The sequence below is a fragment of the Micrococcaceae bacterium Sec5.7 genome (assembly GCA_039636785.1).
Taxonomy (GTDB): Bacteria; Actinomycetota; Actinomycetes; order Actinomycetales; family Micrococcaceae; genus Arthrobacter.
The window spans coordinates 3,582,536-3,606,730 of sequence record CP144169.1 but is presented as its reverse complement, the minus strand read 5'-3'; the positions used below and the strand labels follow the sequence as shown (position 1 = coordinate 3,606,730).

Here is a 24,195-nt window from a genome sequence, read left to right as displayed (position 1 = left end):
CGGGCCGCCGGAGCCCCAGCTTCCGTGCGGTCAGGCCGCGGCGGGAACTTGTTCGGACTGCTTCGAGACTTTTACGCCCCTGATCAGCAGGCAGAAGACCATCCAGAGTTCGCCGGTGGCGGCCGGTATGGCGATGACTCCCGTGAGCGCCGATCCAATCCCGGGCCAGAGGAAGATGAAGGGCAGATGGATCAGGTAGCTGAAGCACGCGATCATCAGCAGCACGCCCAGTGCTCGCGGAAACATGCCCGATCTGAACGCAAGGTAGCCCAGCGGCAGCAGCCAGAGGCCGAAGAAGACCTGCGCGATGAGGAACCCATAGTGGTGCATGTCGACCAGGAGCAGCACGAGGGCGTCTGCCCCGTCGGCCCCGAGAGCGGATGGGTACGACGCGTCGGTGGCGACCAGCATCGCGGCGAAGTAGGGGACCAGGTTCACGGACTGCATCGCCACGCTGACGGCAACGAAGATCACCATTGCCTGAGCAACATGGATGCTGACGTGCCTGAGCAGCAGGTAGAGAGCCATCGAAACGAACAGGAAACACGTAACTTGGGCCAGGTCCGCCATGAAGCCGATTCGAATCAGCCCTGGGTTGGCCGCAATTCTATCTGCGGTGGCAGCAGCGTCACCGGGCACGTAGACGGAGGCGCGTACAAGGAATTCTCCGAAGGCAGCAAAGATGGCAACGGCGAGGTAGAGGACACCGGCAATTCTTGCCAGCCGCTTGGGTGATTTCATGACTACTCCTTGATTCTGGGTACGGACCAACCGCGTGATCTGGAACGCCGTCTCGAGGGACGCCGGCTCCAATGTCAAATATTATTGACACAATCAATGTATGGCTATGCAGACATGATGTCAAAGGTTTTTTACTTGCCGGTGATCGAACGGGGTCCGCGGGCAACGCCGGGATCAGGACCTGGATGGAAAGGGAATCTTCCCGCGGTGCATCCGCATGGAAGTCCTCGCCTACGACTTTCCCGTCCGTCGATAAGCTGGCCTAATGACGGAACTTGCCGGCGTCGCCCCGACCCTGCTTGGTGTTGGGCTTCTGGTGGCCTTGACGGTGACAGTTCTATCGGGTTTCCGGGCGCCGAACAGTTTCGCGCCCGCCGCTGCAATCCTTCGCGGGGCAGCGCAGCTCGCCGTCATCAGTTTCATTCTCGGCGGTGTGATCTCAAGCCCGGAATGGGTTGCCGTGGCGCTCCTGGTAATGTTCACGGTCGCCGCACTGACTGCTGCGCGTCGGATCGGCTGGAGCGGACCTCATCTCGCACTGGTTGCCGGTTCCATGGCGGGGGGCATCGCAGTAACGCTGGTCATCGTTTTTGTTACGGGAGCGATTGCGTTGACTCCCCGTTATGCCTTGGCTATTGGCGGCATTGTGATCGGGAACTCGATGACCATCGCTGCTCTGGCCGGTAGACGGTTCACCGAGTCCGTCGACGAACGGTGGGAGCAGGTGGAGGGGTGGCTCGCCCTGGGCGCTTCGCGGCGGCAGTCAACACTGGACCTCGCGCGCAGTGCCGTCTATTCCGCCCTGATACCTTCGACCGACCAGACAAAGACGACGGGCCTGGTCACCTTGCCGGGGGCGTTCGTCGGCGCCATCTTCGGAGGGGTTTCGCCGTTGGAAGCAGGGCGTTTCCAAATCGTGGTGCTCGCGTCGATCATGGCCGCGGGATCGGTCACGGCGGTCATGGTCATCGGTTTCCTCGCGCCCGTCCGCGTGCGGCCAACGGGCCTCCGGTGATGAGGTGGGCAAGGCGCATGGATTTCCACCGCCTGGCGTTTCGGTCGGCTCAACCGCCGGGCCCGCTCAACCGCCGGGTGGAACCGCCTACTCGATCCCGGCAATCAACTCGTTCAGCTCTGCCGTCAGCTGCTTCTGAAGTGCGGGCGTGCCGATTTCCTGCCCGTCGACGTGGTTCACCGGCGCGAGCAGCCGGATGCTGGAAATCAGCCACACGGCGTCGGCGTCCAACAGATCTTGCGGCTCCAGCGGACCGTAACCCAGCTCCCAACCGGCCGCCTTGGCGGCTGCGAACAGTGCCCCCTGCGACGTGCCCGGAAGAACGCCGCTGTCCAGCTGCGGCGTGATGAGCCGCTTGACCGCGGTCCCGCCAACACCAGCACCGCCGCCGGACGTTTCAAGGTGGGCCAACAGGACGGTCGACGTCGGTCCCTCCAGGACGCGGCCGTCCGTGGAAGTGAAGATGACGTCGTCAGCGCCCTGCTTGTGGGCATGCCGCAAGGCGGCCATGTTCACCGCATAGGAGAGTGTTTTCGCACCGAGCAGCAGCCACGGGGCGCGTTCGGCAACGCTGCTGTCGTAACCGCGGTCAAGCAGGATGACGTCGAGGCCGGTCTCGCGCTGACGCCGTCCGGCTGCCGGGATGGGGGACACCTGGACCCAGCAGGTGGGCGAGGACGCGCCCTCAACACCGCGGGTGACGATCAGCTTCACCACCACCTCGTCCTCGGCCGGGGCAGCCGCCGGGTGAAGGGTGCGGTGCTCTCCAATGCCCGTCTCCACGGCGCGCCGCCACGCATCCTGCACCGGAATATCAAGATCCAGCGCACGGGCTGAGCTGCCCAAACGGTCGAGATGGGCCTGGATCTTCCGGGGACGCCCGCCGACAGCAAGCAGGGACTCGAATACGCCGTCACCACGCGTGGCGCCCTGGTCCGTGGCCATCAGCTGCGGATGCGAGGCGTCGGCCAGGCGGCCGTTTTCGAAGGCTGGATCCAGGAAGACCAGCACTGTGGCAGGGGCAGGAGAAGTCATGCCTCCAGCTTAGTGCGGCGTGCCCCCGGTAGGCTGTGCTCACTGCCCGGTCGGGAACAGGTCCGGCGGGTGAGGGACTACGGGGGTTCGTCTGTGCTGTGGCCATTTCCGCTCGCGGGAACCATGCCTTCATGGCTGATCCTGCTGCTGAGCTTCGCTGACCTGGTCATCAGGGTGCTCGCCGTGGGCATCATCCCCGGCAACCGGCGCCCCACTACAGCCATGGCCTGGCTGCTGGGCATCTTCTTTGTGCCGTCCGTCGGCCTGGTCCTCTTCCTGCTGTTCGGCAACTTCCGGCTTTCGGGGCGCCGCACCGAACAGCAGCAGGAGGTCAACGGAAGGGTGCGGGCCGGCACCTCCGCGCTGTCCGACGTCGGGAGCCAATACCGGGGCCCGGAATGGGTAAAGTCCGCCGCCGAACTCAACCACCGGCTGGGCTCGCTGCCCATGGTGGACGGGAATTCCGTGGAACTCATCCCCGGCTACCCGGACTCCATCCTGGCCATGACCAACGCCGTCCGCGGCGCCAAAAAGTTCGTCAACGCCGAGTTCTACATCATGAGCACCGACCACGTCACCAACGATCTCTTCACGGCCCTCGAGGAGGCCGCAGACCGCGGCGTTGAGGTGCGTGTGCTGTTTGACCACATCGGAACGCTCAGGGTCAAGGGCTACCGAAATCTGTTGAAGAGGCTCACAGCCAGCAATATCCAGTGGCGCCGCATGCTGCCGCTGCTCCCGGTCCGCGGCCAGTGGCGCCGTCCCGATCTGCGCAACCACCGCAAGATCATGGTGATCGACGGCGACATCGCCTTCACTGGCTCCCAGAACCTGATCGAGCCCTCCTACAACAACCCCAAGCACCGCAAGGCCCGCCGCGAATGGGTTGAGCTCATGGCGTGCCTGCGCGGTCCGATCGTCCCCACCCTGAACGTGGTTTTCGCCACCGACTGGCTCAGCGAGACCGACGAATCACTCGAATACCAGCTGCAGCTGCCCGCCGATGTTGCACCCGGCGCCGTCACGGCGCAGGTGGTCCCCAGCGGCCCCGGATTCAGTACGGAAAACAACCTGCGGCTCTTCAACACCCTCATCTACTCGGCGCAGCACCGGATCTCCATCTGCAGCCCCTACTTCGTGCCTGACGACTCGCTGCTCTACGCGATCACCACCGCGGCGCAGCGCGGAGTCGCCGTCGAACTCTTTGTGTCCGAAAAAGGGGACCAGTTCCTGGTCCACCACGCCCAGCGCTCCTATTACGAGGCACTGCTGGAGGCCGGCGTGCGCATCTACCTGTACCGGGCGCCGTTCGTGCTGCACGCCAAGCACTTCACCATCGACGACGAAGTGGCCGTCCTCGGGTCCAGCAACATGGACATGAGGTCCTTCTCGCTCAACATGGAGGTCTCCGTGATGCTGCTGGGGGCGGAGATCGTCAACACCATGCGGGCCGTGGAGAACACCTACCGCGACATCTCGCACGAACTCAAGCTCGAGTCCTGGCTGCGCCGGCCACTGCTGGCCCGGTACGTGGACAATGTGGCCCGGCTGACCGCCACAGTCCAGTAGCGCAGGCGGGCAACAGCGCGGGGCAGCAGCGCCAGCTGAACGTGCCCGACGGCGGTGCTGCCGCCGGCGGGGGGCTTTTCATTCCGCCGGGATGGGGCGATTCTGTATGGAGAGGCACCACTCGGAAGCGCATCTGAGGAGGCATCATGGGCCTGAAAGACGAAATTCCAGCCAAATCGGCGCCGTCGGACAGCACCGACGAGTTCCCGGAAAAAGTCCGCATCCTCGCAGAGGGCCGGATTGTCAGTGACAGGCTGTGGAACGAGGACCTCGCGCCGGCCCGGCAACGGAACTGGAAGGTCCGCAGCCTCTTCGCCCTGTGGATGTGCGACGTCCACAGCATCGCCGGCTACACCTTCGCGGCAGGTCTCTTCATCACGGGGCTGGTGGGCTGGCAGGTCTTCCTGGCCCTGGTTCTGGGCATCATTCTGGTCTACTTCCTCATGAACTTCGCCGGCACGGCAGGGCAGAAGACCGGCGTCCCATATCCGGTCCTGGCGCGGATGTCCTTCGGGCTCTTTGGAGCCAATCTGGCGGCCCTGGTGCGGGCGCTGATCGCCATCGCCTGGTACGGCATCCAGACCTGGCTCGCCTCGGAAGCCGTCCTGGTGCTGCTGTTCTCGGTGTGGCCGGAGCTGACCGTCCTTGATGGGCCGGATGTGCCACATATTCTCGGCCTGACGCCGATCGGCTGGGCCGCGTTCCTGGCCCTGTGGGCCGTGCAGCTGCTGGTCATCCGCCGCGGCATGGAGTCGGTCCGGAAGTTCCAGGACTGGGCCGGCCCGGCCATCTGGGTGGCCATGTTCGCGCTGGCGATCTACATTCTGGTGCAGGCAGGCGACAAGTTCAGCCTTTCGATTCCCGGAGTCGCGGCCTTGGACGGACCCGCGGCGGTCACGCAGTTCTTTGCCGCCATCGCCCTGACGGTCACCTACTTCTCGGCGCTGCTGCTGAACTTCTGCGACTTCTCCCGGTTCTCGCCGGACCGCAGGACCATCGTCCGCGGTAACTTTTGGGGGCTGCCGGTGAACTTCATCGCCTTTGCGCTGGTCACAGTGGTGGTCACAGCCGGGTCCGCCTCGTACTTCACCGAAGACCAGTACCGGGGCCAGGACATGTTCAAGGTCATCACGGATCCGGTCGCGATCGTCCAGGCCGTCGACAACCCGTGGATCACCATCATCGCCGCCTTGACGTTTGTGGTGGCCACGATCGGCATCAACGTGGTCGCCAACTTCGTCTCGGCCTCTTACGATCTCGCCAACGTGGCCCCGCACCGGATCGATTTCCGCCGCGGCGGGCTGATCAGCGCCGTCCTGGCGATCGTGATCCTGCCGTGGAACCTCTTCAGCAGCCCGGTGGTGATCGTATACTTCCTGGGCGGCCTGGGTGCCTTGCTCGGCCCGTTATTCGGCGTCATCTTCACCGACTTCTTCCGGATCCGGCACCAGCGCTGCAAGGTCTCGGACCTCTACCACGAGGACGAGACCGGCCTCTATTTTTACACCAAGGGCTGGAACCTCAAGGCGATCGCCGCACTGGTCCCCGCGGCCCTCGTCGCCGGGGTGCTGGCCCTGCTCCCGGCGTTGCAGAACTTCCTGCCGGGAGGCTCGGGCCTGGGCCCGTACTCGTGGTTCGTGGGCGCCATCCTGGCCAGCGTCATCTACTATTTTCTGACCCGCGATGACGTGCGGACCAAGAGGGCGCTCGCCGAAGTCCACGACTGAGGCCGTTCCGGGTACCGGGATCCGGGAACTCTGCGCCGAGTGCCGAGAGCACGCCGAAGGCCTTGACCCGGATTTCCTCGTACTCCTCCTGCGGCGACGAATCCGCGGTTATGGCACCGCCGACGCCGAGAGAGAGTTCGGTGGTGCCCGCACCGTCTGAGCTGCTGCCGTCCGCCCCGGGACCGTCAGCCCTGATCACCAGGGTCCGGATGGCCACCGCCAGATCCGTGGCTCCGTTGAGGGAGAAGTAGCCGATCGCACCGGAGTAGACACCCCGCGGCGCACCCTCGAGGCGGTCCAGGATGGCCATGGTGCTGATCTTGGGCGCACCCGTCATGGAGCCCGCCGGGAAACAGGCGGCCACGGCCTCGGCCCGGGGAGAACCATTCCGGAGCCTGGCATCGATGGTGCTCACCAGTTGGTGCACCGTGGCATAGCTTTCGATCTCGCACAGCCTGCTGACCGTCACTGACCCGGGCTCCGCGAAGTGGCTCAGATCGTTGCGGAGCAGGTCCACAATCATGATGTTCTCGGCCCGGTCCTTCGGCGACGACTCGAGTTCGCGCCGCAGCAGATCGTCGGCCGCAGGCTCAGCAGCCCGGCGGCGGGTGCCTTTGATCGGCTCGGCTCGCATGCCGCCGTCGGCCGCTATCCGCAGGAAACGCTCCGGCGAGGTGCTGGCCACCGTCAGCTCCGCAAACCGCAGGTAGCTCGCGAACGGAGCCGGGTTCTTCCGCCGCAGCGCCAGGTACGTCTGCCATGGATCCAGGACGCCGGCGGGCACCTCGGCGGAGAGCGCCGTGGTGAGGCAGACTTCGTACGAATTTCCTTCCGCGATCTCGTGCTGCGCGTCGGAGATCTTGCGCTTGTACTCGGGCTCGCTGTCCCGGCTGGTGAAGGTCACTTCCGGTGAACGCACGACGCCGTTGCTGCCGCCGGCTTGCGCTGTTGCTCCGGCTTCCGCCGGGTTCGCGGCCGCCGTTGCCGAGGCTGCCGCGGCTACGGCTGAGCGCGCACGGGCAAGCCACTCACCGGCGTCGGGGGCTTCGAGGGCGAGCAGCCAGACCGTCCCCTCGGCATGGTCCAGCACCACGGCCCGTCCGGCGAAGATCAGCGCCGCGTCAGGGGTGCCGGCGGTTACGTCGGTGCCGCCGGTCTCGCGCTTGAGTTCGTAGCCGAGGTACCCCAGCCAGCCCAGGGTGAAGTCGCAGGGGTAGCCTTCGGGGGCGCGGACGGCCTTCCTGCCCCACACGCTGTCCAGCCAGCGGAAGAACGGACCGGACGTCACCACCGTTGCAGTGCCGGCGGTAACCCGGTTAGTCCCGGAACTGTGCCGGACCGACTGGCCGAACGTGCCGCCGTCGTCCGCCAGGATACTGAACCGGCTGCGTTCCGTGGCGGGTGTGCGCGGGGCGGCCGGTGCCGCCGTGTGAGCCATGGACGAATCGAGCCACACGGCATTTGGTGAATCCCCGTAGAGCGAGGCAAAAAGCGGGGCGGCGTCCGGGGCTGCCACGATCCGCTCAGTCCGGAGTTTGAGGCCACGGCGGGCGGCGAGCTCGGGCACCAGAGCCGGGGCAAGGGCAGGCAGGTAGGAGAGCACCTGCAGGACATCGCCGGGGGCCTGGCCCTCGGCGCGGTTGAGCACTCTGACATCAGCGTGGTCCCACACCTTGTCTTCGGCCAGCCACTCCGCTTCCTGGGCAGCCCACTGATCCCAGAACGGCTCGTAGGTGCCACCGTCCCGATCCAGGGCGCGGGCGCGGCGCTCGTCATCCGGCGAATCGGCCCAGATGACCGCGTCCAGCATGGGCCGGGCTGCGGCAGCCGCGGCCCCCACGCCCTCAATAATGACGACTTCCGCTGGCAGCGTGACCCGGGCTTCGCCGTCGTAATGCCTGTCCCAGTCCCAGCTGGTCCAGGTGGCCTGCTCGCCGCGGCGCAGCGGCGTGAGGACCGTGGTGACGTAGCGTTCCACGCCGGCGGCCAGACCATTCCAGCCAGGGTAAATGTCCTCGAGGTGGAAGAGCGACACTTTATGGTGCTCCCGCAAACGTGCGGCCAGCTCGATGGCCAGGGTGGTTTTACCTGCGCCGGACCGCCCGTCAATGGCGATGATCACAGGTGCGGGAGTCATGAAGTAGAGCGTACCTGCTGCTGGTTCTGCAGTTGGAGCCGGTCATCTTCTGCGATGGCAGACCGGACATATTCAACGATGCCGGGCACAGCGGCCTGGATCTGCTCCCAGACAGTATCGAAGTCCGCGTGGCCGCCGTACCAGGGATCCTCGATGCCCTGGTCCAGGAGGTCTTTGCCGGCCACTGCGGGATCGAAGCTGCGAAGCATGCGCACTTTGGCCAGGGGTTCGCTGTCCGGGGCGGTTTCACGCAGCCAGCCGTAGTGGTCGATGTCCAGGGCAAGAATGAGCTGGCGTTGCCCGAACCACTCCGGACGCCATGCACGTGCGACGTGATGTTCCGAGGCGATGTGGCGGGTGGCAAGTTTGCGCGCGGCGCGGGGGTCGATCGGACGGCCCGCCTCATACGCGGTTGTCCCGGCGGAATCCACGGCAACGGTGCCGGTGAACCCCTCAGCTGCGAAGGCCTCAGCCAGCATCAGCTCGGCCATCGGGGACCGGCAGATGTTGCCGGTGCAGACCGCGATGATCCGGTATGGGCTCGACGTTGAGGACATATTGCTAAGCATGGGGGATGCCTGGCCTTCTTGGCTAGTCAGGGCGTTGACTCATCAAAGATGCCCGCGTAGCTGCTATCGAAGAATCATTTGGTAATGCCCGCGAAGCGGTGTGTCTGCCGGGGCGGCGCCTGCCGGCCCGGCACGCTGAGCCATGGAGCTATCGATGAGTGAACGTAAGGCCGTCACGAAGACCATCGCCATCCGGTATGCGCGGTCTGACCGGGCCGCCAAGAAACTTATTCTGGACGAACTCTGTGCCACGACGGCGTGGCATCGGGACCATGCGAGGAAGGCCCTGCGCGGGGCTCTGGTGCTCAGACAGGTCAAGCCGCGCCCTGCCCGTCCGCCCCTTTACGGCGAGGCGGTGATCGAGGCCCTGCGGTTCTGCTGGGCTGTCCAGGGCACCCCGTGCGGGCGGTTGCTGGCGGCGGCGCTGCCTGATCTGGTGCCGCGACTGCGCCGGTTCAGGGAGCTTCAGATTGATGACGGGACGGCTGCGCAGTTGCTCAGGATCGCCCCGGCCACCATCGACCGGCGGCTCAAGGCGGACCGGGTGAAACTGGATCCGCGGGGCCGGTCCCATACCAAGCCCGGAACGCTGTTGAAGGACTCCATTCCGATGCGGACCTGGGCCGAGTGGGACGACGCGGTGCCCGGGTTTGTGGAGATTGATCTGGTCGGCCACGAGGGCGGGAAAAGCCAGGGGGAATTCTGCTTCACCCTTGACATCACCGACATCGCGACCGGCTGGACCGAAACACGGTCGGTGAAGAACAAGGCCCAGAAATGGGTATTCGCCGCGATCAGGGAAGCCACCGCGGCGTTCCCGTTTCCGATCCTTGGCATCGACTCGGACAACGGCTCCGAGTTCATTAACTGGGAGCTGTACCGCTGGTGCGAACAGGAGAAACTGACCTTCACCCGGTCCCGGTCCGGGAACAAGAATGACGGGGCCCACGTGGAGCAGAAGAACTGGCACATCGTCCGGCAGACCGTCGGCTACCGCCGTTACGACACCGCCGGCGAGCTGGAGTTGCTGAACCGGATCTGGGCGTTGCAGCGGCTGCTGAGCAATCATTTCGGGCCCCAGCAAAAACTCGTCGCGAAGGTCCGGACCGGTGCGAAGATCAGCAAGAAGTACGACCTGCCCGCGACCCCGTTCCAACGCGTCCTGGCCGATAAAGTCACAGTCGGCCAGAGCGTGCAGACCCGGCTGAAGCGGGAAAACAAACCCTTGAATCCGGCCGCGATCCAACGTCAGGTCCAGGCCCTCTGCGCTGAACTGCGGACCCTGGCCAACGCGAAACAAGACCCAAAACCCCAGCCGGCCATCCGGGCAAAATCAAATGATTCCACGAATCAATCCAGCCGGGCATCTTGACATGATTCCTCGGGGGCTCCGCCCGATATTCATGCTCTGCGAAGTAGCTCATTCCACGAGGTTAGGCGCGTCCGGCCCCGCCGGGCAGGGGCAGTGTGGGCTATGTGGAAACTGTCGGCCGTGGAGCCGGCGGGGCGGCACGATTCGCCAGTTTTGGCCGCATTGACGGCGCCATTCCGGCCAAAAGTGGCAATTGACCGCACCTTCGAAGCCGACATATGTAAGGAGCACGTCCTGCCCGCCATTCGCGCGGCTGCTAATACTACAGTCGTGTTTGTGGGGTCGGATTCCGGGCCCGGCAGTGGCGCCGTTTCGCGGTTTGTTGGTGTATCGCCAGTTCGGGCTTCTTCGCGAATGCGCGGGCCTCCGGGATGCCGGCGGACGCGCAGTGGTCCCGCTCATCCGTCCGGGCCTTGGGCAGGGTCGGCGGAGCCGAGATGGTCCGCACCCTAGGAGCGCAGGTCACCGCGGCCCGTCCGGGTCCCAGTCCGTGGTCGAAAGCAGCCGCTGCATCCGGTCCGGGATCGTCTGCCCGGCTCGCTCCGACAGGGTCCAGGAATTCTTCCGCTCCTCGGCCGACAGCAGACCCTTGAGGTACTCCACCGCCTTGTGGTGCGGTTCGGACCGGGCGAACCGCGGGGCAATCAGCTCCCGGATTTCCTCGAGCCCCTCCGCCCATTCCTGCACATCAGCCGCACAAATATCATCGCCCACCGACAAGGATTAACACGACGGCCGATGGACATCCGGTTAAAACGCCGACAGGAGACAAAATAAAAGCGACTGTAGTGCTAGTCCTGGGAAATGCGGACAGTGTTGCCGGACGGGTCGCGGAACGCGCAGTCCCGCGGGCCCCATGGCTGGGCGATGGGCTCCTGCAGCACCTCGGCGCCGGTGGCCCGGGCCTGCTCAAACGCGGCGTCCAGGTCATCTGTGCGGAACACGAGCATCGGCAGTACGCCCTTGGTGAGCAGTTCCTGGAGCGCGTCGCCGTCGGCTTGGGAGCGGCCGGCATGGGGTTCGGACAAGACGACGCCTAACCCGGGCTGGGCGTCGGTGCCAAGGGTAACCCAGCGGAAGCCGCCGGAAGCCACGTCATTGCGGACGGCCAGGCCCAGCGCGTCGCGGTAAAACGCGATGGATTCGTCGGGGTCGTTGACGGTGATGTTGGTGTACTGAAGTGAAATAGTCATGACGGAAACGCTATACGGCAGCACTCTGAACTGCTTCTTCATTCCTGCTCACCTTGCCCGGGGCCTCGGCTGTCGTGCCGACCGTCCGGGCACCGTAGCGAACGGGCCGCGTGGTGGCCCTGGCAAAGCACGGCGGCATGGCCTCGACGGCGTCGTGTTCCCGGGCGCGGTACGCGCTGGGCGTTTCGCCCATGAGCTCGGTGAACCGCGAACTGAAGGACCCCAGCGAGGCGGCGCCCACAGCCATGCACGCGTCGGTGACGGACGCGCCGGCCCGCAGCAGCGCCGTCGCCCGTTCAATGCGGCGGGTCATCAGGTAGCTGTAGGGCGTCTCCCCGTAGGCCGCGCGGAATTTGCGGGAAAAATGCGCCGCGGACATGAAGGCCTGCTGCGCGATGGTGGCCACGTCGAGCGGGAGCGCGAAGTCCCTGTCAATCAGGTCCCGCGCCCGTCGCAAGTGCGCGAGATTGGCCAGTTCCTCCGGGGTCATGGCTTGAGAATACCAGCGGTAGAGAGTAGCAACGCTGGGATGGCATATTTAGATCTGTTCGTAGCTGAATTTCCCGTCAACCGCTGACGCCACAACATAGATGTTGTCTAAAGTGTCACGGCCCAAGTACAGCGGATTTCTGTCCACGGCCACAAAATCAGCCAATTTGCCTGTGGAGATGCTGCCCTTGACGTGCCCGGCTCCCGTGGCTGGAGCAGACCACGTGGTGTAGGCGTACATGGCGTCCTGAACGGTGATGCGCTCGTCCGGGGCGAGAATGTTGCCGCTTTCCATGATGCGATCGATGAAAGCCTGCACACCGCGCAAGGGTGAAGCCTGGCGCGTTCATCGGCGCCCTGCCAATCTAGTGCGATTTCGCTGACCGAGGACATCTCGGCGTTCGGTGGGCGCGCTCAGGCCGAGGCACCGCGCGAGCTCTCCGAGGGTGAGGCCGTCCTGTTTCCAGAGGCAGGCGAGCAGGAACTGTTGCCCGGCGTGCAATCCATGCTGGCCGAATCGCTCGTCGGTCACCTCGACCATCGCGAGCTTCGTCGCCCATGACCAACCAGCGGCAGCGCGTTGATGCGGATCAGGTTGCCCGCGGGATCGCGGAAGGCGCAGTCGCGAACGCCGTACGGCTGCTTGGCCGGCTCCTGGATGACCTCGACGCCGCTGGCCTGCATCTGCGCGATGACGACGTCGAGGTCGCCCCGCTGCGCGCCCTCAGACTGACGCGGCCTCCCACGCGAACCCGTCCGGGTCGGTGAAGTTCCCGGCATCGCTGCCAAGGACGATCCGGTGCGATCCGTTTCCATCCGGTGAGACGCCGGCATCCTTGGCGGCGAATTTGCGCCCGTAGAGCGCCAGCTTGACGTGCCCTGATGGGGCGGCAAACTCGACGTACTTGCGGCCGAAGCTCTTCGCCACGGCAAGGCCGCGGTCGACGTAGAACCGCTTGGTCGCGGCAACGTCCGCGACTCCCAACAGCAGCACGATCTCATCGACCTGCCGGGTGGCCGGGCCGGTGTCCTTCTTCGACGACGTCGCGACCTTCCAGATCGCCCCGTCCGGGGCCCGTACGACGCCGCCGTAGCCCCAGAAACTCTTCTCGACTGGCTTCAGTACCGTGGCGCCGGCGTCGAGGGCGGTGCCGACGAGACTGTCGACGGTGGATGGCTGGGACACCACGAGCGACAGCGCGAACCCGCGAAAGCCGGTCGTCGGTGCCTCCGAGGCGCGTACGCCAACTTGAGTGCCCAAACCGAAGGCGGCGGTGTAGAAGGCGTTGGCGACCGTGGGGTCGGGCGCTTCGAGGGTGATGGATTCGATGGAGGTCATGGCAGGTCCTTAGATGAGGTGGGTTTGTCGTACTCTGGGCCGCCACCACGCCGCAGTGACAGCGGTACGATCGTGGCCGGCATAGATCAAGCCGTGGGTTGAGCCGGGTTGATCTATGCGATCGCCGCGCAGTTCGTTGATGCGTGTGATGTCCATGGCTGTCAGACTAGTTGCGGCTCGTGACCGGCGCTTCTCCAAAACTGCTCGCTTTCGGCCTGCCCTCCACGCCGCACGACGGCAGCTCCGCCGTCGTGCGAGCTGTCTGGCCCCGATAGATGCTGGGCGGCACACCGACCGACTCGGTGAAGCGAGTTCTGAAGGTGCCAGCGACGCGCAGCCGACCGCGAATCGTGTCGGGATCGGCCGTCAACGTCGGTAGCGTGTCGTCCAACTGAGCACCTGGCTCAAGCGGCTCACCGGTTAGGAGGCAAGCCCTTGGCCGCACAGCTGTCCTCAGTCCGGCCCCTACTCGGCGTCAGTGCAGAACTCAGAATTTCGTCGCTGAAGTTTCGGCGATGTCGCGCATTCGTTCGACGCCCGGATGCCACGGGCGCCCTGAGGGGCCGGCGAAGACGAGGGTGCGTTCGAGGTGCGGTTCGAGCTCGACCATCACGAGGTTGTTGGCGAGCATCGAGCCTGCAAGGGAGGGCAATATCGCGACGCCGATTTCAGCCTCGACCATGCCGAGCAGGGTGCTGGTTTCATGAACCCTCTGAGCCGGTGCATAAGGAATTCCGGCCATCGCGTGTATGCGGGTGATCTGGGGTTCACAGCCGCTGGAGGAGGCCAGCAGCGGATCGTCGAGGAGATCGCTGAGGGTGATGCGCTCCTCGCCGGCAAGCGGGTGGTCAGAGCGGAGCACGGCCCGGAACTCATCGCGGGCCAGGACGATGGAGCCGGAGGGAGCCGGGTCGGGGTCGACGAGAACGGCAGCGTCGACCGCGCCACTGGCTAGCCAGACTTCCAGTTCGTCGTCGCTACCTTCGAACAGGCGGATATCGAGCCCAGGTAGTTCTGCACGCCAACGTTTCAGGAGTTCGGGGATAAGCCGATGGGACGCGGTCGGTGCCGCCGCGAGGCGAACCATGCCTCTCACGAGACCTTCGCGCTGGATATCGACGGTGGTCCGCAGGGCGCGCACGTTAGCCAGGACGCTGCGGGCATGAGGCAGGATTGCGTCGCCCAGGGTCGTCGTCGCGATCCTGGGTGTGCGGACGATGAGAGGGGCACCCGACGCGCGCTCCAGCGCTGCGAGGGCGTGCGAGACGGCAGATTGACTCATCTGCAGATGATCAGCCGCAGCGCCGAAACCACCCTGCTCCACCACGGCGACAAAGACGTCAAGCTGACGCAAGGTGAGCGATCCCATATCTATTTTCGTCATATGCCTATGTGCCAGATTCATTTGATTCATGTCTTGAGTTTAGACAAGACTGACGTCAAGGAAAGATGAGGTGTGGGCGTGACAAGTCGATCAACAATGCGAGACGGACATGGAGTAGGTCTGGCCGCCCAGTACCTGGGCGCGGCCGCAGTATGGGGGGCAAGCTTCCTCTTCATCAAGGTGGCCGTCGGAGGGCTCTCCCCTGCGCAGGTCGTCCTTGGCCGGCTATTCTTCGGCGCACTCGTTCTCGCCATCATCATGCTCGTCACACGTCGACGGTGGCCACGCGGCCTGCGCGTGTGGGGTCACCTGACGGCGATCGGCGTGCTTATGTGTGTCGTCCCGTTCCTTTTGTTCTCCTGGGCCGCGCAGTACCTTCCAGCAGGGCTGTCCAGCATTTACAACGCGACGACGCCGATCGCCACCATGCTTGTCGCGCTGGCGATCCTTCCCGACGAGCGCCTTACCAAAACCAAAACAGCTGGCCTCTTCGTAGCCGCCGGCGGCGTCATCCTCGTCGCCGCACCATGGGACGCCGTGACAGACACGGCCAACGGCATGTTCTTCTGGGCGCAGCTGGCCTGTCTGGGGGGAACCACGTGTTACGGGCTCGGGTTCTCCTACACCCGACGCTTCCTCCGCGGACACGACTACGACGCCATCACGGTCTCCGCCTCCCAGATTGGCGCCGGAGCAATCATCATCCTGCTACTCACACCCTTCATCGGCACCGGCCCAGTCACCTTGAATCCCGGCATCGTTGCAAGCATCCTGATACTCGGCGGCGTCGGAACGGGCATTGCCTACATCTGGTACACAAACGTCATCAACGCGTGGGGTTCGACCATGGCCTCAACCGTCACCTACCTCACCCCGATCGGCGGCGTCATCCTCGGCGTCATGGTTCTCGGCGAATCAATCCACTGGAATCAAATTGCAGGCGGCACCGTCGTCATCATCGCCATACTCGTCGGCCAAGGACGACTACGGCCGCCACAACGCCGAAGAGGCACGGGGATCGGTACGGAAACACAGAAAATAGGACACGATCAAGACCAGGGTGTGGACATCAGGACTCGCTAGTACCTTCTTGCCCAAGAGGGGGAACCTCCTGCGGGCCAAAGCATCGTAGGCACGGGATCCCTGAGCGGTCTGCGTCGGGGCAACGTCTATGTGACCAGTCGCCTCAAATGCTTGCCTGCGGCATATGCTCCGAAAGTCGTGATGAGAGGTAGGGCCAGCAGCAGAACAGTTCCAATGTCGCCGTTGGTCAGCAAGGTGGCCGCTCCGACCCAGCAAAGAATTGCAGCGTAGATGCCAAGCAACACTACGGTTTTGCCCACACCCGCTTGGGGGATCGGTGCCGGTCGAATCTGTTCTTCACGCTGTGATCCGCCAGAATGGGTCACTGATGCGGGTCCACTCTGGTAGCGGGCAGCCCAGAACCCAGCGGCAGTTAAAGCCACCGGCGCGAACAGCAACACAAGAGCACCGGTGGAGATAATGCCCGATGCCGCGAGAACACCAAGCCAACAAAGCGCCGCCATGAATCTCATAGTGACGACCAGGAAAGTCGCCAATTGCAGACGATCCGGCAGGCGTATTTCAAGATCATCGGTCTCAGTCATAACAGCTCCTTCACCAACGGAAAATCCAGCGAACGGCCTTTGTGACTATCAGAGCACTAATCATTGGATCTGGCCATGGGTCGTCTGGATAGCCGAAGAGCGAACGGGGAACGCCTGTATATGTCTTACACGGCAAAGACTGGAGGGAAGACCGGCATCGACTTCGGGACACTTGACCTCTAGGTGGCAACTGCGCTGGCCGATGGTCTCGCCAAGCACACCGAAACGCCACAGGAATGCCATTTCGTTGCGTGGCTCGGCTATTCCGGTATAAGGGAGGAACTAACAGACGCACCCGTGGTGACACTTCCACCCGACCGCGAAATGGATCTTCTCAAGGGCCCAGTCGAGGCGGCCACAGTGGTCATAGATGAACTGCCATCAAGTAGGTGCTGTCTGCGATGGTCGCCGGCCGATCACGCTTGGTGCGTTGGGGGACCTATATGCCGATTCGATTTATGTCACAGGTTCCCTGGACTGCATACTGGCGCTGTTGGATAACCCTCGGCTTGAACCCATAGAGTCCTGCACTTGGATATTCATCCGGGAATCTACGCCTAGATTCCGTACCGTAAGCAGGTCGGCACCGTGCAGAACGTTCGCTGACCTGCACTGTCAATTGGTTGCGTCCATGAGGGCCGGCTACACCACGCTAATGGACTTGTCCACCATCAGAAACAGCCGATAGATTCCCGCTTCCTAGGCTAGCGAGGGCAGTAAGTCCGAAGTGAGTGCTCGTTCGTGCTGAATGAACCGATGCTGGATGGTCAATTCGTGAAGTGAACGAAGGCCCGAATACCTGGGTCGTGGTCATGTGACTCGGTAAAACCCAGGGATTCGTAGAAGGCCCGCTGCTTCTCCTCGACGTCCGTGATCAGGACTTTTTGGCGTACGCCTTCGTACGCTCCCAAGAGAATGGATACGAGTTGGCGTCCGACTCCCTGACGTTGTGCAGTGGGACGCACGAGAATATCTTGCAAATAGACGATGCTAACGCCGTCTGAGATTGCCCGTGCAAGGCCAACGAGCCGGCCATCGTCACGGGCCGTGACGATGGAGTGAGAGCCTTGGAGGGCCCCAAGGAGCAAATCAGGGTTCACCGTGTAGGCCATCCAACCGACCGACTCATACAATTCAACGACTTCATCGCGTTGTATCTGACTCGCGTTCTCGAAAGTTATTGCGGTCATTGTGGCAGCCTAGTCGCTTGGTCCTCCGGGTGGCACCTTGACGGTGGCCTCCGGAACCAGAAAGGCGCTCGCGATTTCGGCTGTCGAGAGTCCGCCCACGGCGCGCAGGATGAGGGCGAGCTGTGACGGTGCGGACAGCGCCGGGTGGCAGCACAAGTACAACAGCGTGAGGGCGTCGTCGGCGTCCGGTGCCGCACCGCCGTCGTGCCTCACCTTCGGTTCCTCGGAAGGAGCGGCCAGCGCAAAACTCCCGGCAACAAACTCTTCCTCCCGCCGCCGGGCACTCTCTCGCTACGCCACCCGTCCACCAGCCGACGGCCGGCCACGGTGATCAGCCACGCCCTCGGATTGTCCGGCAAACCGGCCGCCGGCCACTTCAGGGCGGCTTCAAGCAGGGCCTCCTGGACGGCGTCCTCGCAGGCCGGGTGCGGCCATGGCGTCAGCCAAAGGCTAGACCGAAGAGGGATCGAACTCCGGGATGGTCCGCAGCTCCACCACCTGCGAGTACTTGACAATCTGCGAGCAGATTTCAACGGCCCGTTCTTCGCTGGCTACATCCACCACCCAGTAGCCGATCAGCGACTCCTTTGCTTCCGCAAACGGCCCGTCCGTGGTGACCACTCCGTTGTCCGTCTGCCGGATGAGCTTCGCCGTGCTGCCATCCGCAAGGCCGGCGTTGAACACGAGCTCGCCGGATTCCCGCAGGTCCTTGTCGATCTGGATCATGAAGCCGATCATTTCCTGGACCCACTCCGGATCGGCGGTTTCCATCATGCCCTCGGCCGAGCCGAACATCATGATCATGTATTTCATCTCGTACTCCTTTTGACGGGGCTCCCTGTCCGGGTGCTTTCACTGACGAGTCGGAGCCGATGCACAGTTCTCTACATGGTCCGGGAAAACTCTTGAAAAATGTCCGACGTCGGCACTCACTCTCCGGTGCACGCTGAGGCGGCGGCTCTTACGCGTTGGAGCCCGGAGCTCATGCCCGGGCGATCACCTCGCCGTTGGGGATCAGGAACCAGCCGTCGTCGGTGGAGCCCCAGCGGTGCCAGCCGGCGGAGATCCGTGCGAGGTCCGCGGGATTCGCGAAGGCGTACTCGAGGGCCTGGTCGGCAAACGCAGAGTGCAGTACCCGCTCACCCCACACCCGCGCCTGCCAACGGCGCTGCTGCCCGGTGGCATACAGCCAGTTGCTGCTGGTGGGCGCAACGTCGCTGAAGCCGGCCGACTGTGCCCACGAGACCAGGCGGCGGCCGGCGTCGGGCTCGGCCCCGTTGCGGCGGGCGATCCGCTGGTAGAGGTCCATCCACTCGTCCAGCTCCGGGATGGCGGGGTACCAGCTCATGCCGTGGAAATCGGCGTCGCGCACGGCCACGATGCCGCCGGGCTTAGCCACCCGACGCATCTCGCGGAGAGCCTCCACCGGGTCGGTCAGATGCTGCAGCACCTGGTGGGCGTGGACCACATCGAAGGTGTCATCCTCGAAGTCGAGGTCGTAGATGTTGCCGGCCACGAATTCGACGTTCTCCACGCCGCGATCGGCGGCCAGCTCCTGGGCGTGGGCAATCACGTCAGGGGAGCGGTCCAGTCCGGTCACCTTCCCCGGTGCAACCATCCCGGCGAAATCGCAGGTGATGCTGCCTGGCCCACAACCCACGTCCAGAACGGAAACCCCCGCTGTCAGGTAGGGGATCACGAACGCCGCGGAATTCTCCGCCGTCCGTGAAGCATGGGCGCGGACCACGGATTCGTGATGGCCGTGCGTATACACATCTTCAGGCTGCTGCGCACTCATAGTGAAACGCTACTCCAGCGGAGCGGAAAACGCGCGGAGCCGCCCCAACTGAGTACCATCACCTGATGTTTTCGCCCGTCAGCGAGGTCACCCAGCCGGCGTCGGTGAAGCCCAGCCTGCGGTAGATCCCGGCCGCCGGACCGTCCGGCTCGGCATCGAGCACAAAAAGCTCCGTCCGCCAGTACGTGCGTGCGTGCGCCATCGCCAAGCCAAGCAAGGCCGCAGCGATGCCCTGGCGGCGGTGGGCCGGATCGGTCATGACGGCCTCGACTCTCGCCCGGTCGGCCGGCAGCCGGAGCAGAATCAGCGACGCCACCAGCGCACCGTCAACAAACCAACCGCAGCCCGCCCCCTGGTTCCGCCGGCTGATCCCGTGCTCAAGGCGGGTCTGTGTGCGGCAGAAGCGCGCGCCGTCGTCGTCCGCTTCCGCGGTGGTGCCCGTATCGGCGCAGCGCTGGGCGGCGAGAGCCAGCCAGTCGCCGTCGCTCTCCAGCAGGCGGCCATGCCCGACGGCGGGGATCCGGCCGGGTGGCGCGGCGCCGGTAGCGCTGGCGGTGGCACTCATGGTGAGGGTTGATTCGAGCCGAAGGCCGTGCCCGAACGCGTCCCCGCCGGGCAGGTCCCCGCCGGAAAAGTCCGCATGGGAAAACGCCGGCGCCGGCAAATCGCCGTTGATCCACAACGTGCGGTGCGTGGCATAGGGGAACTCCTGCTCGAAGAGGGTCAGCTCAGCAGAGCCCGCAGGCCAGTCGCTGAGTACCAGGTTGCCGTTGTGGAAGTACGGGTTGGAGTCGGTCCGGACCAGCATCGACCGGCCGTGAACAGTGATCTCCGCACCGTAGAGCCGGAGGGCATCCAGCGCTGTGGTGATGCCAAGTCCGTCGGGTCGCATGTGCGGGAGTCTAGCGCGCGGGTGCGTGGCCGCTTTGTCACACCGCTTTTGTCACACCGCTTTTGTCAGACAGCCGCCGGGGCAGTGTCCGTCGCCCTCCACCACGCAACGGTGGCCGCTGCTGCCCGGGACAGCGGGAGCGGCGCCAGGCCAAGGGCGGCTTCGCTGGCTTTCGAGTCCATCACAAACGGCCGCTGGAACTGGTACAGCATCTCGGCGAGCTCGCGCGCATCGGCCGAAACCACACCCGCCGCGCGCAAGACCCAGCCAGGCAAGACCCCTACCTCGGGTGCCGGTACACCGGCCGCGGCAGCAAACTCGGTGGCGAGCTCGCGCTGCGTCACGGCCGGGCCGGTGGGCGCGTGCAGCACCTGGTTCCAGACGGCTGGAGTCTGGGCTGCCCTGATCATGGCCGCTGCGAGATCCGCGATGTACGTGAACGAGTGCGGCCGGTCTGCGCTCCCGATCACCTGCAGCCTCTTACCGGAGAGGACCGACGGGACCATGCGCTCGCCGGCATGGGCTGTCCGCACCCGCGGTCCGAAAAAGTCGCCGGCCACCACGCTGACTGTGTTGGCAGGGGAGGTCGCGCGTGCTTCCAGGAGCTTGACCCGGATGCCGCGCTTGCCGGTCCGGGCTTCGCGGGGGCTGTCCTCGGACATCAGGCTGTCCGGCTCACTGTAGGAGTACAGGCTTTCGGGAAAAACGACGACGGCGCCCGCCCCGTGGGCCGCTGCAAGCACCGCCTGCTCGGCCTGAGGAAGTTCCCGTTCCCAGGACGTGGCGCTGTAAGCCGAACCATGGATGCAGTGGAAGACAGCCGTGGCGCCTGCGAAGGCCTCGCCGAGCCGGGCTGGGTCTGAGGCGTCGGCCTCGGTCTTTTCTATCAGCACATGATCCGGGCCGCTGCCGGATCTGGTTAGAACGCGGACCCGGTGGCCCTGTTCGGCGAGTTGTTCCGCAACGGTCCAACCCACGGGGCCGGCGCCGGTGACTACATACAGCTCAGACATTGGATGCTCTCTCTTTCGGATGGGCTCGCTTTTTGCGGTGGTTCAGCTAGCTAGCTAGCGAGAGCACTGCTCTCTGAACCAAGGATGCACCGTGTTTTTGGAAACGTCAAGAGCACTGCTCTCTAAAGTTGACACTGCTCTGTTTTGTGGAAAGCTGAGGTCATGAACGAGCGCCACCTCCAGCTCGACCCCAGGCCTGAGGGCTCGAAGGTTCCGGCATCCAAACCCTTGACGCCACGTGAGCGTGCCCGCGCCCAGACCATCGCAGACATCGTCCGGCTGGGACGTGAGCACCTGGCCGTGCGCGGCGCAGCCGCGCTTTCGCTGCGCGCTGTCGCCAGGGGGCTGGGCGTGGTGTCATCGGCCGTCTACCGCTACGTCGAGAGCCGCGACGAACTCCTGACTCTGTTGCTCATTGACGCCTACGGCGAGCTGGGCGATGAGGTGGATGCGGCCGTAGCTGCGGTTCCGGAAGAGGACTTCACTGGACAGTTCTGGGCCCTCAGCCGTGCCGTCCGCGCGTGGGCGCTTCGTGAACCTGCGCGCTACGCCCTGCTTTTCGGCAGTCCCGTGCCCGGATACCAGGCCCCGGCGGAGCGCACCACCGCTCCCGGGACGCGGGTGATCTACGCCCTCATGGCAATTTTCGATGCCGCCTACCGGGCAGGCGGGCTGAAAGCGGAACCTGCCGGCGCCGTCGTCGTTTCTCCTGCTCAGACCGCCGCACTTCCTCCCGCCCTATCCGCTGACATGGCAGCGATCCGCAGCGAACTGGGGCTGGCCGTGCCCGGCGCCCTGTTGGCGCGGGGGTCGCTCGTGTGGACGTCGCTGTTCGGCGCCATCAGTTTTGAGGTGTTCGGGCAGTACGGGGCGGACACGTTTGCGGCCCGCGATGAACTGTTCGACCATCACCTGCAGATGCTGGCGGGTGTCGCCGGGCTCGAGTAGCTCCGCCAGGCGTGGAGGCCGGGGGCGGATCGGGCCCGAACGAGGCGAAAATTTCACGAACAATTCTGTGAGCGCTAACAATATCCCTTGTATGTCAATTTACAACGATATAAAGTGGCGTGCAGCCCAGGGTTGCGAGGCCGGACATCCCGGTCACCCCGGACCGCCCGGCTGAAAGTTTTGACTGGCTACGTCCAAAAGGAGTGACGGTGAAGCAAGAGGATTCCAGCAGGAAGAGTTTGAGCCGCAGGCAATTGCTGCTCGGAGGGGGCGCAGTGCTTGGCGGCGTCGCTCTCGGAACGGGCCTGGCAGGGTGCGGCGGGGCGGCCCAGGCCGCCGGCACCGACATCCGGTTCTGGCATCTGTTGTCGGGCGGCGACGGCATCAAGATGCAGTCCATGATCGACCGCGCCAACGCGGCCTATCAGGAGTCCAGGGTCAAGCCCACGGTGCTTGCGTGGGGGCCACCGTACTACACCTCGCCATGGCATCTGCCGGCGGCCGTCCGCCCGAGGTCGCAATCATGCATGCGGCACGGGTTGCGGGCTACGCGCCGGGTGGCTTGCTCGACGCCTGGAACGTGCCCCTTCTGGCGGAGTACGGCATCCGCCCCGAGGACTTCACATCCCGCATCTGGGACAAAAGCCAGCTCGACGGGAAGGTCTTCTCAATCGCGCTGGACTCGCATCCGTTCATCCTGCTCTACAACACGGAGGTAGCCGGCAAAGCCGGGATCCTCGGAAGCAACGGCCAGCTCGCTGATATCTCGTCCCCCTCGCAGTTCCTCGAAGTGGCGAGGGAACTGCAGCGGGTCACCGGGAAGCACGGCCTGTCCTACGGCTACCTGGGAGACGGCGCCCAGATGTGGCGCATGTTCTACACGTTCTACAAGCAACATGGCGCGGACATGGTACTGGAGCCCGGGAAGCCGGCACAGGTGGACCGCGACGTCGCCATTGACTGCCTCGAATTCATCGCGTCGATGCTGGACGACGGCATTGCCACCAAGAGTGGAGACGGCGGAACAGCCATCGCCGAATTTGCCTCCCGGGGCTCGGGAATGCTCTTCACGGGAGTCTGGGAGCTGCCCACGATGAAGGCAGCCGGTGTCCCGCTCGACGCAACAACCATCCCGACACTCTTCGGCACGCCCGCGGCGTTCGCCGATTCACATTCGTTTGTGCTCCCCCACCAGGTCAACGCCGATGACGGCAAGCGGCGCGACGTCTACAAATTCGTGGCATCCATGCTCAAGGGCTCACTGGACTGGGCCGAAGCCGGCCACATCCCGGCGTACCAGCCGGTTGTCCAATCAAAGGAATACCGCGGACTCGTGCCGCAGTCCCACTACGCCCATGCCGCAGACATCATCAACTACGATCCCGAGGCCTGGTTTACCGGATCCGGTCCGACTTCCAGAAGTACTTCGCCGAAAACGTTCGTTCTGTGATCGCTTGGTGTCGCTCAACCGGGCTTTGAGTTGTCTTGCATCGCATGGGATTCGGGACACATTGGTTATGAGACACTTTCCCGAGCAATTTCGGGCTGTTTGTCTCATCCTCCGCGAATTGACACATTCCTACCGTTCCGCGGACGGCGTCTCGCCGAATTCCTTGAGCCGTGCTGGCGGGTGGTCGTCCGCTTGCGGGGTGCCCGTGTGCGGAACCGTCAGCGGGACGAGCGGGTGGAGCTAGTGAGCGAGTCGGTAGATGTGCTCGACGACATCGCGGCCCAGTCCATCGGCGTGCGATGTCTCGGAGCCGATCTCCACGAATCCCGCGTGGGCCAGCACCCTGGACGAGCCGAGATTGTGCTCGGCCACGCGGGCGAAGACCGGCCGTGTTGTCTCCACGGTCAGAAACACCGTCAAGGCTGCGGATGCAATTCCTTCGCCCCATCGAGCCGGGTCGATCCAGTAGGTGACCTCACGGTCACCATCGATTGTGAAACTTCCAATCGTTCCAACCAGGCCGTTACCGTCGTCGATCGCGCGGAGGGACACCGACGGGTCGTTTCGGATGCGCTCGTAGTGGGCATCGAACGCGTTCCGATCGGATGGATCCGCGCGGGTGAACGCCGCCATCTCAACTGCCGCACGATCCTGTTCCCAATCGAAGAGTCGATCAAGTTCAGCGTCGTCAAGATCCCGAAGCATT

General features: G+C 64.4%; 27 protein-coding genes. 7 read left to right on the top strand and 20 right to left on the bottom strand.

Annotated elements, in window-relative coordinates; genetic code table 11:
* Nucleotides 1-30: 30 nt before the first annotated feature.
* Complete coding sequence (locus tag V3C33_17290; protein XAS67181.1) at nt 31-741, bottom strand: DUF4386 domain-containing protein; 711 nt, start codon at nt 739-741, stop codon at nt 31-33.
* Nucleotides 742-1,006: 265 nt separating this feature from the next.
* Here V3C33_17290 and V3C33_17285 point away from each other — a divergent pair, with 265 nt between their 5' ends.
* A complete protein-coding gene (locus V3C33_17285; protein ID XAS67180.1) occupies nt 1,007-1,756 on the top strand; it encodes an ABC transporter permease in 750 nt (249 codons plus the stop codon).
* Between the two features lie 87 nt (nt 1,757-1,843).
* On the opposite strand, the gene V3C33_17280 is transcribed toward V3C33_17285, so the two are convergent.
* A complete protein-coding gene (locus V3C33_17280) occupies nt 1,844-2,791 on the bottom strand; it encodes an aminodeoxychorismate lyase (protein ID XAS67179.1) in 948 nt (315 codons plus the stop codon).
* A gap of 123 nt (nt 2,792-2,914) precedes the next feature.
* On the opposite strand from V3C33_17280, the gene cls reads away from it, so the two are divergent.
* Both cls and V3C33_17270 read left to right on the top strand, forming a co-directional pair.
* Entirely contained in the window at nt 2,915-4,360 is a 1,446-nt protein-coding gene (cls, locus tag V3C33_17275; GenBank protein ID XAS67178.1) for a cardiolipin synthase, read from the top strand.
* A gap of 146 nt (nt 4,361-4,506) precedes the next feature.
* The gene (locus V3C33_17270) at nt 4,507-6,087 is read left to right on the top strand and encodes an NCS1 family nucleobase:cation symporter-1 (GenBank protein XAS67177.1); all 1,581 of its coding nucleotides are present in this window, start codon (nt 4,507-4,509) and stop codon (nt 6,085-6,087) included.
* On the opposite strand, the gene V3C33_17265 is transcribed toward V3C33_17270, so the two are convergent.
* Nucleotides 6,020-8,224, bottom strand: a complete 2,205-nt coding sequence (locus tag V3C33_17265; protein XAS67176.1) for a chorismate-binding protein — start codon at nt 8,222-8,224, stop codon at nt 6,020-6,022. The two genes, V3C33_17270 and V3C33_17265, sit on opposite strands and share 68 nt — an antisense overlap.
* Nucleotides 8,221-8,781 (bottom strand): low molecular weight protein-tyrosine-phosphatase, encoded by a 561-nt coding sequence (locus V3C33_17260; GenBank protein XAS69777.1) that lies wholly within the window; start codon nt 8,779-8,781, stop codon nt 8,221-8,223. The genes V3C33_17265 and V3C33_17260 overlap by 4 nt, the downstream gene beginning before the upstream one ends.
* A gap of 166 nt (nt 8,782-8,947) precedes the next feature.
* Between V3C33_17260 and V3C33_17255 the strand changes: the two genes are divergently transcribed.
* Entirely contained in the window at nt 8,948-10,165 is a 1,218-nt protein-coding gene (locus tag V3C33_17255; GenBank protein ID XAS67175.1) for a transposase family protein, read from the top strand.
* A 462-nt stretch (nt 10,166-10,627) separates the two neighbouring features.
* On the opposite strand, the gene V3C33_17250 is transcribed toward V3C33_17255, so the two are convergent.
* The 7 genes from V3C33_17250 to V3C33_17220 all read right to left on the bottom strand — a co-directional run bounded on the left by V3C33_17250 (nt 10,628) and on the right by V3C33_17220 (nt 14,600).
* Complete coding sequence (locus V3C33_17250) at nt 10,628-10,879, bottom strand: hypothetical protein (GenBank protein XAS67174.1); 252 nt, start codon at nt 10,877-10,879, stop codon at nt 10,628-10,630.
* A 77-nt stretch (nt 10,880-10,956) separates the two neighbouring features.
* Nucleotides 10,957-11,358, bottom strand: a complete 402-nt coding sequence (locus V3C33_17245) for a VOC family protein (protein XAS67173.1) — start codon at nt 11,356-11,358, stop codon at nt 10,957-10,959.
* A gap of 10 nt (nt 11,359-11,368) precedes the next feature.
* The gene (locus V3C33_17240; protein ID XAS67172.1) at nt 11,369-11,848 is read right to left on the bottom strand and encodes a helix-turn-helix transcriptional regulator; all 480 of its coding nucleotides are present in this window, start codon (nt 11,846-11,848) and stop codon (nt 11,369-11,371) included.
* Between the two features lie 48 nt (nt 11,849-11,896).
* A complete protein-coding gene (locus V3C33_17235; GenBank protein XAS69776.1) occupies nt 11,897-12,166 on the bottom strand; it encodes an amidohydrolase family protein in 270 nt (89 codons plus the stop codon).
* A 209-nt stretch (nt 12,167-12,375) separates the two neighbouring features.
* Entirely contained in the window at nt 12,376-12,627 is a 252-nt protein-coding gene (locus V3C33_17230) for a VOC family protein (protein XAS67171.1), read from the bottom strand.
* Nucleotides 12,572-13,186, bottom strand: a complete 615-nt coding sequence (locus tag V3C33_17225; protein ID XAS67170.1) for a glyoxalase — start codon at nt 13,184-13,186, stop codon at nt 12,572-12,574. Before V3C33_17225 ends, V3C33_17230 begins: the two co-directional genes overlap by 56 nt.
* Nucleotides 13,187-13,673: 487 nt before the next feature.
* The gene (locus V3C33_17220; GenBank protein ID XAS67169.1) at nt 13,674-14,600 is read right to left on the bottom strand and encodes a LysR family transcriptional regulator; all 927 of its coding nucleotides are present in this window, start codon (nt 14,598-14,600) and stop codon (nt 13,674-13,676) included.
* A 48-nt stretch (nt 14,601-14,648) separates the two neighbouring features.
* Between V3C33_17220 and V3C33_17215 the strand changes: the two genes are divergently transcribed.
* Nucleotides 14,649-15,653, top strand: a complete 1,005-nt coding sequence (locus V3C33_17215; protein XAS67168.1) for a DMT family transporter — start codon at nt 14,649-14,651, stop codon at nt 15,651-15,653.
* Between the two features lie 86 nt (nt 15,654-15,739).
* Here the strand turns inward: V3C33_17215 and V3C33_17210 are convergent, their stop codons facing one another.
* The 8 genes from V3C33_17210 to V3C33_17175 form a co-directional block, all read right to left on the bottom strand.
* Entirely contained in the window at nt 15,740-16,198 is a 459-nt protein-coding gene (locus V3C33_17210; GenBank protein XAS67167.1) for a hypothetical protein, read from the bottom strand.
* A 767-nt stretch (nt 16,199-16,965) separates the two neighbouring features.
* Entirely contained in the window at nt 16,966-17,388 is a 423-nt protein-coding gene (locus V3C33_17205) for a GNAT family N-acetyltransferase (protein ID XAS67166.1), read from the bottom strand.
* Nucleotides 17,389-17,397: 9 nt separating this feature from the next.
* Nucleotides 17,398-17,601, bottom strand: coding sequence for a sigma factor-like helix-turn-helix DNA-binding protein (locus V3C33_17200; GenBank protein ID XAS67165.1), 204 nt, complete (start codon nt 17,599-17,601; stop codon nt 17,398-17,400).
* Entirely contained in the window at nt 17,598-17,903 is a 306-nt protein-coding gene (locus V3C33_17195; protein ID XAS67164.1) for a sigma factor, read from the bottom strand. The genes V3C33_17200 and V3C33_17195 overlap by 4 nt, the downstream gene beginning before the upstream one ends.
* On the bottom strand, nt 17,839-18,201 hold the full coding sequence (locus tag V3C33_17190; protein XAS67163.1) for a YciI family protein: 363 nt from the start codon (nt 18,199-18,201) through the stop codon (nt 17,839-17,841). The genes V3C33_17195 and V3C33_17190 overlap by 65 nt, the downstream gene beginning before the upstream one ends.
* A 169-nt stretch (nt 18,202-18,370) precedes the next feature.
* Nucleotides 18,371-19,186, bottom strand: coding sequence for a class I SAM-dependent methyltransferase (locus tag V3C33_17185; protein ID XAS67162.1), 816 nt, complete (start codon nt 19,184-19,186; stop codon nt 18,371-18,373).
* Between the two features lie 58 nt (nt 19,187-19,244).
* Nucleotides 19,245-20,078 (bottom strand): GNAT family N-acetyltransferase, encoded by an 834-nt coding sequence (locus V3C33_17180; GenBank protein XAS67161.1) that lies wholly within the window; start codon nt 20,076-20,078, stop codon nt 19,245-19,247.
* Between the two features lie 65 nt (nt 20,079-20,143).
* Nucleotides 20,144-21,091 (bottom strand): NAD-dependent epimerase/dehydratase family protein, encoded by a 948-nt coding sequence (locus V3C33_17175; protein XAS67160.1) that lies wholly within the window; start codon nt 21,089-21,091, stop codon nt 20,144-20,146.
* Between the two features lie 162 nt (nt 21,092-21,253).
* Here V3C33_17175 and V3C33_17170 point away from each other — a divergent pair, with 162 nt between their 5' ends.
* Together V3C33_17170 and V3C33_17165 are read left to right on the top strand one after the other, a co-directional pair.
* On the top strand, nt 21,254-22,039 hold the full coding sequence (locus V3C33_17170) for a WHG domain-containing protein (protein ID XAS67159.1): 786 nt from the start codon (nt 21,254-21,256) through the stop codon (nt 22,037-22,039).
* A 457-nt stretch (nt 22,040-22,496) separates the two neighbouring features.
* Nucleotides 22,497-23,489, top strand: a complete 993-nt coding sequence (locus V3C33_17165; protein XAS67158.1) for an extracellular solute-binding protein — start codon at nt 22,497-22,499, stop codon at nt 23,487-23,489.
* A gap of 240 nt (nt 23,490-23,729) precedes the next feature.
* Here the strand turns inward: V3C33_17165 and V3C33_17160 are convergent, their stop codons facing one another.
* Entirely contained in the window at nt 23,730-24,194 is a 465-nt protein-coding gene (locus V3C33_17160) for a GNAT family N-acetyltransferase (GenBank protein ID XAS69775.1), read from the bottom strand.
* Nucleotide 24,195 lies beyond the last annotated feature (1 nt).

Bases quoted from the DNA above. Each gene is read 5' to 3' on its own strand.
- V3C33_17290 (XAS67181.1), bottom strand. From the start codon at position 741: ATGAAATCACCCAAGCGGCTGGCAAGAATTGCCGGTGTCCTCTACCTC.
- V3C33_17285 (XAS67180.1), top strand. From the start codon at position 1,007: ATGACGGAACTTGCCGGCGTCGCCCCGACCCTGCTTGGTGTTGGGCTT.
- V3C33_17280 (XAS67179.1), bottom strand. From the start codon at position 2,791: ATGACTTCTCCTGCCCCTGCCACAGTGCTGGTCTTCCTGGATCCAGCC.
- cls (XAS67178.1), top strand. From the start codon at position 2,915: ATGCCTTCATGGCTGATCCTGCTGCTGAGCTTCGCTGACCTGGTCATC.
- V3C33_17270 (XAS67177.1), top strand. From the start codon at position 4,507: ATGGGCCTGAAAGACGAAATTCCAGCCAAATCGGCGCCGTCGGACAGC.
- V3C33_17265 (XAS67176.1), bottom strand. From the start codon at position 8,224: ATGACTCCCGCACCTGTGATCATCGCCATTGACGGGCGGTCCGGCGCA.
- V3C33_17260 (XAS69777.1), bottom strand. From the start codon at position 8,781: ATGTCCTCAACGTCGAGCCCATACCGGATCATCGCGGTCTGCACCGGC.
- V3C33_17255 (XAS67175.1), top strand. From the start codon at position 8,948: ATGAGTGAACGTAAGGCCGTCACGAAGACCATCGCCATCCGGTATGCG.
- V3C33_17245 (XAS67173.1), bottom strand. From the start codon at position 11,358: ATGACTATTTCACTTCAGTACACCAACATCACCGTCAACGACCCCGAC.
- V3C33_17240 (XAS67172.1), bottom strand. From the start codon at position 11,848: ATGACCCCGGAGGAACTGGCCAATCTCGCGCACTTGCGACGGGCGCGG.
- V3C33_17230 (XAS67171.1), bottom strand. From the start codon at position 12,627: ATGCCGGGAACTTCACCGACCCGGACGGGTTCGCGTGGGAGGCCGCGT.
- V3C33_17225 (XAS67170.1), bottom strand. From the start codon at position 13,186: ATGACCTCCATCGAATCCATCACCCTCGAAGCGCCCGACCCCACGGTC.
- V3C33_17220 (XAS67169.1), bottom strand. From the start codon at position 14,600: ATGAATCAAATGAATCTGGCACATAGGCATATGACGAAAATAGATATG.
- V3C33_17210 (XAS67167.1), bottom strand. From the start codon at position 16,198: ATGACTGAGACCGATGATCTTGAAATACGCCTGCCGGATCGTCTGCAA.
- V3C33_17205 (XAS67166.1), bottom strand. From the start codon at position 17,388: ATGACCGCAATAACTTTCGAGAACGCGAGTCAGATACAACGCGATGAA.
- V3C33_17190 (XAS67163.1), bottom strand. From the start codon at position 18,201: ATGAAATACATGATCATGATGTTCGGCTCGGCCGAGGGCATGATGGAA.
- V3C33_17185 (XAS67162.1), bottom strand. From the start codon at position 19,186: ATGAGTGCGCAGCAGCCTGAAGATGTGTATACGCACGGCCATCACGAA.
- V3C33_17180 (XAS67161.1), bottom strand. From the start codon at position 20,078: ATGCGACCCGACGGACTTGGCATCACCACAGCGCTGGATGCCCTCCGG.
- V3C33_17175 (XAS67160.1), bottom strand. From the start codon at position 21,091: ATGTCTGAGCTGTATGTAGTCACCGGCGCCGGCCCCGTGGGTTGGACC.
- V3C33_17170 (XAS67159.1), top strand. From the start codon at position 21,254: ATGAACGAGCGCCACCTCCAGCTCGACCCCAGGCCTGAGGGCTCGAAG.
- V3C33_17160 (XAS69775.1), bottom strand. From the start codon at position 24,194: ATGCTTCGGGATCTTGACGACGCTGAACTTGATCGACTCTTCGATTGG.